Genomic DNA, 14,341 nt, shown 5'->3' with positions numbered 1-14,341 from the left:
AGGACAAGGCACAGTTGCGCGGCTAAATCGCCTCGCACTGTACCGCCGCGATTTTGCCACCAAGCCCCGCAAAATCCGGTAACGCTCCGGGCCTCGCAACTTCCGGGACGGTGGCTAGCCTTCAGTACTCAACCAAGCAAGGATGCTTCGATGCCACCGTTTTTGTATGCACTCGCCTGTCTTGTCTTCATTGCCATTCCTGCGCTCGCCGCGCCCTGCCCCGATTGGCCCACTGAACGCGCCCAGGCCGAGATCGCCGCGCTGCAACAGCAAATCGACACCTGGGACGACAGCTATCACCGCCTCGGCCAATCGCTGGTGGCCGATGAACTGTATGATCAATCCCGCACAGAGTTGGGCCAATGGCGCCACTGCTTCAACCTCGCAGCGCCCGACGATCCGCTGCGCTCAGCGGGCGGGAAGATACCGCACCCCGTGGTCCACACCGGGCTGGAAAAGCTTAAGGACGCCGACGCCGTGGGGGCTTGGTTGCGGGGTCGCAAGGACGTCTGGGCGCAACCGAAAGTCGATGGCGTGGCGGTAACCCTGGCCTATCGCAAGGGTCGCCTGCATCAGGCAATCAGCCGCGGCGATGGCGTGCAAGGGCACGACTGGACCCCGAATGCGCGCAAGATCGGCGCCATCCCACAACGGCTGCGCCAGCCTCTGGACCTGGTCGTCCAAGGCGAGTTGTATTGGCGCTTGCTCACCCATGTCCAGGCCAGCAGCGGCAGCCTCAACGCCCGGGGGACCGTGGCGGGCCTGATGGCGCGCACGAACATGACGGCGCAGGAGGCGGCAGACATTGGCCTGTTTGTCTGGGACTGGCCTGAAGGGCCGGCCACCCTGCCGGAACGGATGGCCGCGCTGAATGAACTGGGCTTCGCTGACACGCTCCATTACAACCAGCCTGTCCAGGTTCTGGCCGATGCCGAACACTGGCGCGACCATTGGTACCGCACACCGCTGCCATTCGCCAGCGACGGGATCGTCCTGCACCAGAGCCGCCGCCCATCCGCCGACCGCTGGCAGGCCAGGGCGCCGTTCTGGAGCGCGGCCTGGAAATACCCGTATGCCCAAGCGCTGGCCGAAGTGCGCAAGGTGCACTTCAAGGTCGGTCGTACCGGACGCATCACGCCCGTACTGGAGCTTGAACGCATCCGGCTCGACGACCGGTGGATTCGCCGGGTAAGCGTCAGTTCCCTCAAGCGCTGGAAGGAAATGGACATTCGTCCCGGCGACCGGGTCGCTATCAGCCTGGCCGGGCTGACCATCCCACGACTCGACAGCGTCGTGCTGCGCAGCGCCGAGCGGCAGGACCTCAACGTCCCTGCGCAAACCGACTATCACTTCTTGAGTTGCTGGCAACCGACAGCCGGCTGTGAAAGCCAGTTCCTCGCACGACTGGGCTGGCTCAGTGGCAAACAAGGGCTTGCCCTGCCCCACGTCGGCCCGGGCACCTGGGAAAAGCTGCTGGCCGCCGGACGACTCGACGGATTGCTGGATTGGATGACCCTCGATGCCGCCGAGCTTGCTAATATTGCCGGCTTCGGCGAACACAGCAGCACCCGCCTGCTCGCCAGCCTGCACAGCGCCCGGCAACGCCCTTTCGCGCAATGGCTCAAGGCCCTGGGCCTGCCGCCCGCTGGTGAGGCCCGGCTGGAAGGGCCGTGGCAGGTGCTGGTCGAGCGCAGCACCGAACAATGGCAAGCCGAGGCCGGTATCGGACCGGGACGCGCCGCGCAACTGAGCGCATTTTTTCGCGACCCGCAGGTACAGGCCTTGAGTGACGTATTACGCACTGCCGGGGTCGACGGTTTTTAATCCGGGCCCTGTGCGGTTGAACCCAAGGGGCAAGCATGCGTTCCAACAGCGCATCTGTACCGACCGCTCGAGATTTTTTACGGAGTTGCTATGAATTTCCTGTCCCCCGTTGCCCTGCTGGTCTTATGCAGTGCCATGGCCGCCCCCTTGATGGCGGACGAGCAAACCCCGGAGCTCACCGGTTGCGCGGCCAAGCGCCAGGGCATCATCAACCAGATCGAACTGGCCAAGTCCCGTGGCAACCAGGACCAGCAGGCAGGCCTGGAAACGGCGCTGGACGAAGTCACCAGCCATTGCACCGATGCGTCCTTGCGCAAGGAGCGTGAAAACAAGGTGCTCGATGCCAAGCACGAGGTCAGTCGGCGTCAGGCCGACCTGGAAAAGGCCATGAAGAAAGGCGACGCCGAGCGGATCAACAAACGCAAGGACAAGCTGGCAGCCTCCCGCAAGGAACTGCAGGAAGCGGTGGATGAGTTGGATCAGTAGCAGCTGCAAGCTGCAAGTGTGGAGCTTTGAGCTTGCCGCTTGAAGCTTGAAGCTGCTTTCATTCAATGATCGCGAAACTCTTTATGGCAGGCGCTGCACGCATCTTCGACCTTTTGCACCGCCGGCCCCAAGTAACTGGCCTTGTAGGGTTGAACGTTGCTGGCGGTCACCAATTCACCGGTGGCGGCTTCAAGGTGGCGGGCCATTTCCTGGAAACGCGCCTGCTTTTGCCAGACTTCATCCCGGGCGCTGGTGTGGTCTTGCTCGCGCACTTGCGGGAAATGTTTCCACGGCTCATGGGAGAGTTGATCCAGTTGCGCCGCGCCTTCGGCAAATCGTGGGCCATCGAACGGGACCCGGCCACGCAACATGCCGCCCAATTCTTCGTTGGTCTTGAGCATCTGCTTGAAGATCGCCTTGCGCTGGCCAAGGGGAGAATTGGGATCGACGCCGCCACAGGCGGACAACATCAGGCAAGCCAGCACTGCCATGGAAAATCGTTTTACAAACATCTTGGCCTCGGGGCAGGAAACGGCGGTTAGTATCCTCGGGTCATCGGCAAAGACCAATGGCCTTATCAACAATACGGGTTATTCAGGCGCCCTAGACAGCGTTCGAATGACTGCAAGGGAAATCTTCATGAACAGCCGCTTCAAGACCTGGCACAAAGGCCTGGCGTTGACCCTACCGCTGATCGCACTGTTGGCCGGTTGCAATCGCGGCGAAAAGGTCGAAGAACCTCAGACCCACGCCCTCGCCACCTATGTCAGCGTACCGTGGGAGGCCTTGCCGGCGGTGTCCGATGAAGACCTGCTGGCCGGGTTCGGTTCTTGGCGCAGCGCTTGCACCCGGCTCAAGGCCGACGCGAACTGGGGGCCGACCTGCGCGGCGGCGGCCAATGTGCCGCAAACCGCACAGGATGTACGCAATTTCCTGAAACAGAACCTGGACGTCTATGGCCTGCGCTCGGGGGACAACAGCCCCAATGGCCTGATTACCGGCTACTACGAGCCGGTCTACCCCGGCAGCCTCACCCAGACCGCCACGGCGAATATCCCTGTCTACGGTGTGCCGGAGGACATGATCATTGTGTCGCTGGACAGCATTTACCCTGAACTCAAGGGCAAACGCCTGCGTGGCCGCCTCGAAGGGCGCGTGCTCAAGCCATACGACGACGCGGCCACCATCGAAACCAACGGCGTCAAGGCACCGATCATCGCCTGGCTGACCGACCCCATGAACCTGCAATTCCTGCAAATCCAGGGTTCGGGACGCATTCGACTCGCCGATGGCCGCCAGCTGCGCATCGGTTATGCCGACCAGAACGGCCACCCTTACCGTCCCATCGGGCGCTGGCTGGTTGAACAGGGCGAGTTGAAGAAAGAAGACGTGACCATGGGCGCCATCAGTGCCTGGGCCAAGGCCCACCCGAACCGTATTCCCGAATTGCTGGGCAGCAACCCCAGCTACGTGTTCTTCAACCGTAACCCCGACAGCAACGAAGGACCGCGAGGCTCGCTGAATGTACCGCTGACAGCCGGCTACAGCGTGGCGGTGGACCGCAAGGTAATTCCGCTGGGCAGCCTGCTCTGGCTATCCACCACCCGACCCGACGGCAGCGCATTGAACCGGCCCGTCGCCGCCCAGGACACTGGCGGTGCAATTGCCGGCGAAGTGCGGGCGGACTTGTTCTGGGGCACAGGCGAGGCGGCCGGACAACTGGCCGGGGACATGAAGCAACAGGGGCAGATCTGGATGTTCTGGCCCAAGGGCATGGCGTTGCCGCAAGTACCACAGGTGGCGAATACGGTTACCGCCAATCCCTAGGGAATGGGCTGACTGTGTCGGCCCCATCGCCAGCTTGCTCGCGATGGGGCCAGCACCGACTCCGGGATTCCGCCGCCAGGTTCAGACAGAAACGAAGAAGAAACTCAACACCAACCCCACCCCCACGAACCACACCAGCGAACGCAGAATCGCCCAGTCAGCCAGATAGCAAATGATGTAGAGCAGGCGACTGGTGATGAACAGCACCGCCAGCACATTGATGGTCACCAGCTCGGCATTGCCGGCCAGGTGCGCGACGATCACGGCGGCGGCAAAAAACGGGCTGATTTCAAAGCTGTTCAGTTGCGCCGCGTATGCCCGCCGGGGAGCGCCTTCGAGTGTGTCCAGAAAGTCCCGAGGGTCGTGGTTATCTGCCAGCCTGTATCTTCCACCGATCTTGGCAATGGCGACGCACAGGTAAGGCAGGAGAAAGGCAATCAAAATACACCACAGGGCAACCGTCATTGACGCAGTTCCTTCTTTGAGTTTTATAGAAAATCGCGAGTTCGGGCGCCGGTCAGAACTTCATCACCAGCATGCCAACCAACACCAGCCCGCAGGCTAAGAGCCGCGGCAAACCAAAAGGTTCTTTCAAGTAACGCATGCCGAACAGCACCACCAGGATCACGCTGATCTCCCGCAGGGCCGCCGCTTCGGCGATCGAGCCCAGTTGCATGGCCCACAGCACCAGAGCGTAGCTGAATAACACGCAGAATCCGACCGCCAACCCCAGCCGCCACTGCTCACGCCAGAACCGCATGAACGCCGGCCGCTTGCCTACCAACGCCAGCAACGGGAATGGCCAGGCGCTGAGCAGCGTGACCCAGACCAGGTAATCCAACGGATGGGACCAGCGTCGCAAGGCATGGCCGTCAATGAAGGTGTAGCAACCGATGCACAGGCCGATCAGCGCCACCACCGGCAGCATCGACCAGGGCAACCGCGCCCCGCCACCTCCCTGCCATAACAGGCAGAGCATGCCGAACGGGATCAGCAGGATGCCGAAGATTTGCTGGGTGGTCAGCGCTTCACCGGCAAAGATGAAAGTCAGGGCCAGCACCACCAGCGGCGACAGGCCGCGCATCAGCGGATAGACCAACCCCAGGTCGCCGACCCGATACGCCTGGATCAGCAAATAGCGATAGAGCAGCTCGAACGCCGCCGAAGCCAGGATCCACGGCCAGATCGCCAACGGCGGCAGTGCCACGAAGCCCAGGGCCAAGGCGACGAACAGCAACGCAACGCTGTCCATGCAAGCCACCACCAGCAAACGCTCGCCGCTGAACTTGATCAGCGTATTCCATGCCGCATGCAACAGCGCCGCTACCAACACCAAGGCCGTTGCAAGCACGGCACGCTCCTTATCCATTCAGAGAATTGATTCGCCATCCATCGGCAGCCGTTTATACTGCTAGCGACCACGCCGCACTCAGTTGCGCATAAGCCTATTCCAATAATTCTGCTGCTGTCCTGTTCGTTCGAACCAGGACGCCGGCATGCGTATGCCTGATCAGAGCGTCAAGACTACAGACAGAGACCCTGCGCATGCCACTCGCCTTGCTTGCTTTGGCCGTCGCCGCTTTCGGCATCGGCACGACTGAATTCGTCATCATGGGCCTATTGCCCGATGTCGCCCGTGACCTGGCCGTGAGCATTCCCCAGGCCGGGCTGCTGATCACTGGCTACGCCCTGGGCGTGGTGTTCGGCGCGCCCATCCTGGCGATTGGCACCGCCAACATGCCACGCAAGGCCACGCTGTTGGGCATGACCCTGATGTTCATCCTCGGCAACGTGCTCTGCGCCCTGGCGCCGAACTACGCCACGCTGATGGCCGCCCGGGTCATCACCGCGCTGTGTCACGGCGCCTTCTTTGGCATCGGTTCGGTGGTGGCGGCCGGATTGGTGGCGCCGAACAAACGGGCCCAGGCGATTGCGATGATGTTCACCGGCCTGACCCTGGCCAATGTGCTGGGCGTACCGCTGGGCACAGCCTTGGGCCAATACGCCGGCTGGCGCTCGACCTTCTGGGCGGTGTCGGTGATCGGCGTAATCGCCGCCATTGCCCAATGGGTCTGGCTGCCCAAGGACATCCCCATGGACAAAGCCAACCTGGCCAGCGAATTCAAGGTCCTGGGCAAGGCCAACGTATTGCTGGCCCTGGGCATGAGCGTGCTGGCCTCCACCAGCCTGTTCAGCGTATTCACCTACATCGCGCCGATCCTGCAAGACATCACCGGCGTCAGCCCCCATGGCATCACCGTCATGCTGCTGTTGTTCGGGGTCGGCCTGACGGCGGGCAGCTTCCTCGGCGGACGCCTGGCCGACCGGCGCCTGCTGCCCTCGCTGGTAGGCATGGCCCTGGCCGTGGTGCTGGTGCTCGCCGCGTTCAGCCAGACCAGCCAGTCGGTGATTCCGGCGGCAATCACCCTGGTGTTGTGGGGTATTTTCGCCTTCGCCTTGTGCCCGATCCTGCAATTGCTGATCATCGACCAGGCCTTTGAGGCGCCGAACCTCGGCTCGACCTTGAACCAGAGCGCCTTCAACCTCGGCAACGCGGCCGGAGCATGGATCGGTGGGCTGGTGGTGGCCAGTGGGGCTGATCTGGCGGACTTGCCGTGGACGGGGGCCGCTGTCGGCGGCCTCACGGTATTGACGGCCTTGTTCTTTATTCATCGACAACGACGCTTGGCGGCGGTGGCTGTTTGATCACCTGAGAAACCTACCCGGCCCGCGAGCGAATGGGCGACGCTTTCAGTAGGATTTTGTCCTCATGCGTGCGAGCTGTTTTACCGACCGTCTAGAAGCCTTGTTCTAGAGCGCTTCTCATCGAGATTCGCCGACTGCCGTTTGCAGCCGGCGGATATTTGTCCAGTTGAGTCACAACGCAATTAGCCTTCAGATATTGCTTACAGTTCGTCTCCACCTCTTGGGTACACGGAACGAACCAGAATGCTAGAGATCTCGCAACACACCCCCTCCTTTCGCGTTTATGAAAACGTACACCTGCTTGCCGAACAAGCTTCCCCTGAAGGCCCCCAACAGTTGGTCTGCGGCGCGACAGACCGGTCGATCACCCTCGTTCGAAATGAGGACGGTAGCGTCCAAGTCAGTATGAATCGGCCTACCATCACAATACTGGTCCTGAGTGGCGGTGGTGCCAAGGGGGTGGCTTATTCCGGCTTCGTCGATGCACTCGAAGCCAACGGTGTCATGGATCTAATCGAAAAGATTTCAGGTGCCTCTGCGGGGGCGATATCGGCCGCTTTACTCGCCAGCGGCATGAGTCATGCGGGCTTCGACAGGATCTCCGATGACATCTCCCTCGTTGAGTTGCTCAACAGCAGCAAGCCCGAGGTTTCCATCTGGCAGAACAGGTTATCGAAATTGGGCGAGCAATTGAAAAATATTCCGCTGGCGCAATTGCTCTGTGATTTGTTGCCACGTCTGGGCTCCAAGGGGATACCGCTGGAGGAACTGATCAGAAAGGAATCCTGCGCGGCGTTTCTACAGCGTTGTGCCGAAGCCAAGACTCCACTTTCCAAGGAGGCCTTAGAAATCGTCGCCAAAGTGCAAGTGAAAAAATACGTCACTTTTGCCGACCTGGCGGTCCTGAGCAAAGAGATCCCGCAGATCAAGACGTTAGAAATGACCGGCACCGCCATGTTCGAGGAAGGCACGCAATCGGTGGTCTTCAGCGCCGACCTGACCCCGGATATGGACATTGCCGTGGCAGCGCATATCTCCGCGTCGCTGCCAGTGGTGTTCAGCAAGCCGACCCTGCAAGGGCAGCCGTTCCAACCCATGGGCACCACCACGGCATTTGCCGACGGTGGCATCCTGAACAATACACCGGTACCCGCTATCTATAACCCGGTTACCGCCATGAGCCCGATCCCGGACGGCGAACACTTGATCCTGGTATTCGAGGCCGAAGAATCAGACCAGGGACCCCAGCGGGGTACGGGCATGTCAGCCCTGATCGATAGACTTCTCAAGGCTCCCCATACGGCCAGCTCTGTGTGGAATGCCGAGCAACTGAAGCGTTTTGCCGAACATACTGTCGTCGTGCCGCTGATATTCAAAACAGGCAATTACTCCGACCTGTTGAATGGAACGGTCAATTTCAGTATGTCCAAGAAGACAAAGAATTTTCTTCAGGAAGAACTGCGCAAGGCTGTCCAAACCCATTTGGACGAGCGCAACGCCACTCAGCTAACCTATTCGTTTGCCTCGATCAGGGAGGCCCTGCTGGCGTTTGACGACGAAACGTTAGAGCAGCTAAGCGCAGAGCTGGAGCACGACGAAGCCTGCGCCGAGGTGATCGCCTTCAGGCGGCACGCACAAGTGGCGCTGAAAGAATTAAAGAAAGCGATCAAGACAGCCAACGAAACGTCCTCCAAGCTTGAACCCACGCCAGAGATGCACATGGCCATCCGGGCCCTCGACCAGCTTGCGGATCAACCCGACCAGTTGGAATGGCTGGCAAAACGCCTCAATCACGGCAATGACCCGGACTTCATGCAGTTCCTGCAGGCCGCCGCCGAATGGGACAAAGGCGCGCCCAGCGGCATTTCCGTGGTGACCCAGCAGGCCGTCGAGCAAATGCACCAGCAGGACGTTGCCACCCGCGCCCGTAACGTCGTGCAACACGTACTGAGTCCTGCGCGCTTTCTCAGCGGCCAGCCCAATACGAACATCAAGCTGATCAACGGGGCCATCCGGGAATTGCAGGAAGTGCAAGATCCAAAGGCGTCCAAGAATTCATTAGAGCAGAAGATCGCGTTCAACAATTCACTTGAACGGGTCATCGCGAAGTACAGGTCGCGCTCCACGGGGCTACTCAATCCGAAGTCGACAACCCGCCAGACACTGCGCGACATGCAATTCAAATAGCCGCCACGCCCACCGGGAGCCTATGAACCGGCTCCCGCCTACTCCGGGTCGATGCGACGCGCTGGTTCAGCAGCGCCTTTATCTTTGGGCAAGCCCACTTCACTGCGAATCTGCGCATGGCTGATCAGCGCAAAAATAAAGCTGCCACCGATGATATTCCCCGCCAACGTCGGCCCGGCGAACACCATCCAGAAGTCCTCCCACGACAACTGCCCGGCGAAGACCAGATACGACACCTCGGCCGAGCCGACGACGATGTGGGTGAAATCCCCCAGCGCCATCAGGTAAGTAATCAGAGTGATGATCCACATCTTGGCGCTTTCCATGGATGGGATCATCCAGACCATGGTGGCGATCATCCAGCCGGAAATGATGCCCTTGGCGAACATCTGGCCGGTGTCGTTCTCCATCACCTTGCGGCCGATCTCCAGGAAGGCCTGGTCGGTGCGCGGGTCGAAAATCGGCAGGTGCAGCATCACGTAGGCCACCAGCAAGGTGCCACACAGGTTACCCACCAGCACCACGCCCCAGAGCCGCAACAGTCGACCGAAGTTGCCCAGGGTGGGTTTGCTCATGATCGGCAGCACGGCGGTCAGGGTGTTTTCGGTGAACAACTGCTGGCGGGCGAGGATCACCGCGAGAAAGCCGGCGCAGTAACCGAAACTGGCGATCACCTTGAAGCCTTCGTGGTCCGGCAACCGGGAGTTGAGCAAGCCCATCGCCATCAGCGACAGGCCCATGGTCAACCCAGCCGCCAGGGCCGACCACCAGAGCGCGGCGATACTGCGCTCCAATTCCTGATTACCCTGGGTGCGGATGATTTCATGCAGCACCGCGGCCCGTGGCGGCTGGTTGCGGTCGACTTCGTGCTGCTCCTGGGCCGAAAGGTCAGGGGTCTTGCCGTCTTTGTGGGTGTCCATACAGCTCCTGAACCGGTGGCGTGATGTACCTACGACACGCGGCGTTCGGAGCTGTTCAGTCACCTGGGCCTGAAACCGCTATCGATCTCACTCGACGACAGCATCTTTGAACTGATCCTTGACGTACTTGATCTCGGTCCGCCCGTGAGGCGCCGGCAAGCCGTCTTCGCCGAGGTTGACGAAGACCATCTTCTCTACGGTCAGGATGCTCTTGCGGGTGATTTTGTTGCGCACCTCGCAGGTCAGGGTAATGGAAGTACGGCCAAATTCGGTGGCGGTGATACCCAGCTCGATGATGTCGCCCTGACGCGAAGCGCTGACGAAATTGATTTCCGAGATGTACTTGGTGACCACGCGCTGGTTACCCAGCTGGACGATGGCGTAGATCGCCGCCTCCTCGTCGATCCAACGCAACAGGCTGCCGCCGAACAGCGTGCCATTGGGATTGAGGTCTTCGGGCTTGACCCATTTGCGGGTGTGGAAATTCATGTTCACTCCTGAGCGTCTGGCCGATGAATGCCTGCATCATGGCAGACCAGGCTGCCCGGCTCTACGTCGCGGGCCCTATGACGATCATCGGCAATTTCGATTTGCCGACAGAAACCCTTTTGGAAGATCCGATTAGCCCGTTATAATCGCCACCGCTTTACCCGGTCCACCCGTTGGACCGTTCCCGCCACCTGTCCGAGGGGCGCTGCAGCAGGCTCGACCTGTCAGGCTCGGATGGGGCGTTGTTTGTACGGGGCTCCCCGCACGGACACTAAAACGCACAACGGCGCCCATTCGCATACATTACGAATGGAGACTCTTCATGAGCGCTGTTATCACGCCTGCCGATTTTACCGACTACAAAGTCGCCGACATGTCCCTGGCTGCCTGGGGCCGTCGCGAAATCATCATCGCCGAATCCGAAATGCCAGCCCTGATGGGCCTGCGCCGCAAGTACTCTGGCGAACAGCCATTGAAGGGCGCAAAAATCCTCGGCTGCATCCATATGACCATCCAGACCGCCGTGCTGATCGAAACCCTGGTTGCCCTGGGTGCCGAAGTACGTTGGTCGTCCTGCAACATCTTCTCGACCCAGGACCAGGCCGCTGCCGCCATCGCTGCCGCCGGTATCCCGGTATTCGCCTGGAAAGGCGAGACCGAGCAAGAGTACGAGTGGTGCCTGGAGCAGACCATCCTCAAGGATGGCCAGCCATGGGACACCAACATGATCCTCGACGACGGCGGCGACCTGACCGAGCTGCTGCACAAGAAGTACCCGGCCGTGCTGGAAAACGTCCACGGCGTGACCGAAGAGACCACCACTGGCGTGCACCGTCTGCTGGACATGCTGGCCAAGGGCGAACTGAAGATCCCGGCCATCAACGTCAACGACTCGGTGACCAAGAGCAAGAACGACAACAAGTACGGCTGCCGTCACAGCCTCAACGACGCCATCAAGCGCGGCACCGACCACCTGTTGTCGGGCAAGCAGGCGCTGGTGATCGGCTATGGTGACGTGGGCAAGGGTTCGGCCCAGTCCCTGCGTCAGGAAGGCATGATCGTCAAGGTGTCCGAAGTCGACCCGATCTGCGCCATGCAAGCCTGCATGGACGGTTTCGAACTGGTTTCGCCGTTCATCGACGGGATCAACGACGGCACCGAAGCCAGCATCGACAAGGCCCTGCTGGGCAAGATCGACCTGATCGTGACCACCACCGGCAACGTCAACGTCTGCGATGCCAACATGCTCAAGGCCCTGAAGAAGCGCGCCGTGGTCTGCAACATCGGTCACTTCGACAATGAAATCGACACCGCTTTCATGCGCAAGAACTGGGCATGGGAAGAAGTGAAGCCACAGGTGCACAAGGTTCACCGCACCGGTACCGGCAGCTTCGACCCACAGAACGACGACTACCTGATCCTGCTGGCTGAAGGCCGCCTCGTTAACCTGGGCAACGCCACCGGCCACCCAAGCCGCATCATGGACGGTTCGTTCGCCAACCAGGTCCTGGCCCAGATCTTCCTGTTCGGCCAGAAATACGCCGACCTGTCGCCGGCCCAGAAAGCCGAGCGCCTGACCGTGGAAGTACTGCCCAAGAAACTCGACGAAGAAGTGGCCCTGGAAATGGTCCGCGGTTTCGGCGGCGTGGTCACCAAGCTGACCAAGCAACAGGCTGACTACATCGGCGTGACCGTCGAAGGCCCGTTCAAGCCGCACGCTTACCGCTACTGATCGGCGCGGCTCCCCCAGGGGGAGCCGGCTCTTTGTGGGAGCGAGCTTGCTCGCGATGCAGACACCTCGGCCCAACTGCCGGAGCGAGGCGATGGCAATCGCGAGCAAGCTCGCTCCCACACAAGCCTGAGCGCCTCACCGGCCTACGAGTTTCCAAGGATATGACCATGTCCCAAGACCGTCGCTACAGCTTCGAGTTCTTCCCGACGAAGACCGATGCTGGGCATGAAAAACTGATCGCCACTGCCCGTCAGTTGGCCAGCTACAACCCCGACTTCTTCTCCTGCACCTATGGCGCCGGCGGCTCGACCCGTGACCGCACCATGAACACCGTGTTGCAGCTTGAAAGCGAAGTCAAAGTCCCGGCCGCCCCTCACCTGTCTTGCGTGGGTGACAGCAAGGACGACCTGCGAAGCCTGCTGACCCAGTACAAGGCCGCTGGCATCAAGCGCATCGTTGCCCTGCGCGGCGACCTGCCGTCAGGCATGGGCATGGCCAGCGGCGAGCTGCGCCACGCCAATGACCTGGTTGAGTTCATTCGCGAAGAAACTGGCGAGCACTTCCATATCGAAGTCGCGGCATACCCGGAAATGCACCCCCAGGCGCGCAATTTCGAAGACGATTTGCGCAACTTCGTCCGCAAGGCCAATGCTGGCGCCAACAGCGCGATCACCCAGTACTTCTTCAACGCCGACAGTTATTTCTACTTCGTCGAGCGCATACGCAAGTTGGGCGTCGACATTCCTGTGGTACCGGGGATCATGCCGATCACCAACTACAGCAAGCTGGCGCGCTTCTCTGACGCCTGCGGTGCAGAAATCCCACGCTGGATCCGCAAGCAACTGGAAGCTTATGGTGACGACACGTCGAGCATCCAAAGCTTCGGCGAGGAAGTCATCACGCAAATGTGCGAGCGATTGTTGCAAGGTGGAGCCCCGGGGCTGCACTTCTATACCCTGAACCAGGCCGAAGCCAGCCTGGCGGTATGGAACAACCTCAAGCTGCCGCGTTAACAGCCCATACCGTGGTACAAAAGGCCCTGGTGAAAACCAGGGCCTTTTTTTATCCAGTTGTCGTGAGGGTCTTCGGCCCCGAATGGATGTGTTTGCCTCGGGACAAATACCGCGAAGCCTTCGATCTGCACCGACTGCAAGTAAAAGGCAACTAAGGCGCGAGCCAGAGCGCTCTAGCTATTTGAGGAGTTCTCGTCGTAACCTCAGGCCATGCCCGTTATTGCCCGGTTACTGACAGCCCTTCTCCTCTTGTGCCTGAGCATGACTGCCCGGGCCGAGAAGTTGCGCATTGTCACCGAACCCTGGGCCCCGTATGTCTACGAAGAGAACGGCAAGATGCTGGGCCTGGACTACGAAACCACGGCCATTGTCTTCAAGCGCCTGGGTATCGACGTGGAATGGCAGTTCCTGCCGTGGAAGCGTTGCCTGGTGATGCTGGAGCAGGGGTTGGCGGACGGTGCGCTGGACATTTTCCACAGCGATGAACGCGATGCCATGCTGCTTTACCCCAGCGAACCGCTGTCGGACGTAGAGTTCGTGATGTTCTACGCCAATGCCCGGCCCCATCCGTTTCGCACGCTCGATGACCTGCGCGGCCTGACCGTCGGCACCTCACCCGGTTATCTCTACAGCCAGGCCTTCAGTGAGTCGACCCTGTTCACCCGGGAAACGGCGCCAACCCACGAAGCCAATTTCGGCAAGTTGCAGTTGGGACGCATCGACCTGCTCATCACCGACCGCAGGGTGGGCCGACATGTGCTCGAACACATGCAGTTGGGCGACCAGATTACCGAAAACCCGATGGTCGTGAGCCGCCAAAGCCAATACCTGGCGGTGCGGCGCAATGCCGGGATGGATTTGCTGGTGCAACGCTTCAGTGCCGAACTCAAGCGTTTCAAGCGCGAACCCGCCTATGCCGAACTGAGCGCCCGCTACGGTGCCGGCCCAGTGGCCAAGGTCATCTCGCCCGGCCTGGGTCAACGTTGAAATAAACCGTTGAGCAGCAGGAAAGCGGCGCACGGCGTTTGCTCTGTTATACTCCGGCCTTCCCGCCAGGCTCACGCCCGGACGCCCGGTCTTGCAAAAGGCATCCCGACACCGCTACAGCGCAGCTTCCAGCCCGCGCGAGCCCTGTCCGGACCCGTCTTTCAGACCCG

General features: G+C 60.7%; 12 protein-coding genes, 1 pseudogene and 1 riboswitch. Of the genes and pseudogenes, 8 read left to right on the top strand and 5 right to left on the bottom strand.

Annotation, left to right across the window (positions count from 1 at the left end; translation table 11 throughout):
- Positions 1-150: 150 nt before the first annotated feature.
- Positions 151-1,824, top strand: a complete 1,674-nt coding sequence (gene ligB, locus TK06_RS23260; RefSeq protein ID WP_063323999.1) for an NAD-dependent DNA ligase LigB — start codon at positions 151-153, stop codon at positions 1,822-1,824.
- 90 nt (positions 1,825-1,914) lie between these two features.
- Positions 1,915-2,310, top strand: coding sequence for a DUF1090 domain-containing protein (locus TK06_RS23255; protein ID WP_063323998.1), 396 nt, complete (start codon positions 1,915-1,917; stop codon positions 2,308-2,310).
- A 62-nt stretch (positions 2,311-2,372) separates the two neighbouring features.
- Here TK06_RS23255 and TK06_RS23250 read toward each other — a convergent pair whose 3' ends face one another.
- Positions 2,373-2,822, bottom strand: coding sequence for a c-type cytochrome (locus TK06_RS23250; RefSeq protein WP_063323997.1), 450 nt, complete (start codon positions 2,820-2,822; stop codon positions 2,373-2,375).
- A 127-nt stretch (positions 2,823-2,949) separates the two neighbouring features.
- Between TK06_RS23250 and mltA the strand changes: the two genes are divergently transcribed.
- Entirely contained in the window at positions 2,950-4,137 is a 1,188-nt protein-coding gene (mltA, locus tag TK06_RS23245; RefSeq protein WP_063323996.1) for a murein transglycosylase A, read from the top strand.
- Between the two features lie 81 nt (positions 4,138-4,218).
- Here the strand turns inward: mltA and TK06_RS23240 are convergent, their stop codons facing one another.
- Both TK06_RS23240 and TK06_RS23235 read right to left on the bottom strand, forming a co-directional pair.
- Positions 4,219-4,602, bottom strand: coding sequence for an MAPEG family protein (locus TK06_RS23240; RefSeq protein WP_063323995.1), 384 nt, complete (start codon positions 4,600-4,602; stop codon positions 4,219-4,221).
- Positions 4,603-4,654: 52 nt separating this feature from the next.
- Positions 4,655-5,488 (bottom strand): EamA family transporter, encoded by an 834-nt coding sequence (locus TK06_RS23235; protein WP_063325210.1) that lies wholly within the window; start codon positions 5,486-5,488, stop codon positions 4,655-4,657.
- A 194-nt stretch (positions 5,489-5,682) separates the two neighbouring features.
- Between TK06_RS23235 and TK06_RS23230 the strand changes: the two genes are divergently transcribed.
- The gene (locus tag TK06_RS23230) at positions 5,683-6,843 is read left to right on the top strand and encodes an MFS transporter (protein ID WP_063323994.1); all 1,161 of its coding nucleotides are present in this window, start codon (positions 5,683-5,685) and stop codon (positions 6,841-6,843) included.
- Positions 6,844-7,086: 243 nt separating this feature from the next.
- Entirely contained in the window at positions 7,087-9,030 is a 1,944-nt protein-coding gene (locus TK06_RS23225) for a patatin-like phospholipase family protein (protein WP_063323993.1), read from the top strand.
- Positions 9,031-9,068: 38 nt separating this feature from the next.
- On the opposite strand, the gene TK06_RS23220 is transcribed toward TK06_RS23225, so the two are convergent.
- Together TK06_RS23220 and TK06_RS23215 are read right to left on the bottom strand one after the other, a co-directional pair.
- Positions 9,069-9,950, bottom strand: coding sequence for a formate/nitrite transporter family protein (locus TK06_RS23220; RefSeq protein WP_063323992.1), 882 nt, complete (start codon positions 9,948-9,950; stop codon positions 9,069-9,071).
- An 87-nt stretch (positions 9,951-10,037) separates the two neighbouring features.
- Positions 10,038-10,439 carry an acyl-CoA thioesterase gene (locus TK06_RS23215; protein WP_003206420.1) on the bottom strand — a complete coding sequence of 134 codons (402 nt, stop codon included), beginning with the start codon at positions 10,437-10,439 and terminating at the stop codon, positions 10,038-10,040.
- A gap of 191 nt (positions 10,440-10,630) precedes the next feature.
- Positions 10,631-10,738, top strand: a riboswitch (S-adenosyl-L-homocysteine riboswitch).
- A gap of 23 nt (positions 10,739-10,761) precedes the next feature.
- On the opposite strand from TK06_RS23215, the gene ahcY reads away from it, so the two are divergent.
- The 3 genes and pseudogenes from ahcY (at position 10,762) to TK06_RS23200 (ending at position 14,176) form a co-directional block, all read left to right on the top strand.
- Positions 10,762-12,171 carry an adenosylhomocysteinase gene (ahcY, locus tag TK06_RS23210; RefSeq protein ID WP_063323991.1) on the top strand — a complete coding sequence of 470 codons (1,410 nt, stop codon included), beginning with the start codon at positions 10,762-10,764 and terminating at the stop codon, positions 12,169-12,171.
- A gap of 167 nt (positions 12,172-12,338) precedes the next feature.
- Complete coding sequence (metF, locus tag TK06_RS23205) at positions 12,339-13,184, top strand: methylenetetrahydrofolate reductase [NAD(P)H] (RefSeq protein ID WP_063323990.1); 846 nt, start codon at positions 12,339-12,341, stop codon at positions 13,182-13,184.
- Between the two features lie 210 nt (positions 13,185-13,394).
- Positions 13,395-14,176 (top strand): annotated as a pseudogene (locus TK06_RS23200) (substrate-binding periplasmic protein).
- Positions 14,177-14,341: the final 165 nt, after the last annotated feature.

This window comes from Pseudomonas fluorescens, from assembly GCF_001623525.1.
Taxonomy (GTDB): Bacteria; Pseudomonadota; Gammaproteobacteria; order Pseudomonadales; family Pseudomonadaceae; genus Aquipseudomonas; species Aquipseudomonas fluorescens_Q.
The sequence above is the reverse complement of the archived record's forward strand: the minus strand, read 5'-3'. Positions and strand labels throughout refer to the sequence as shown.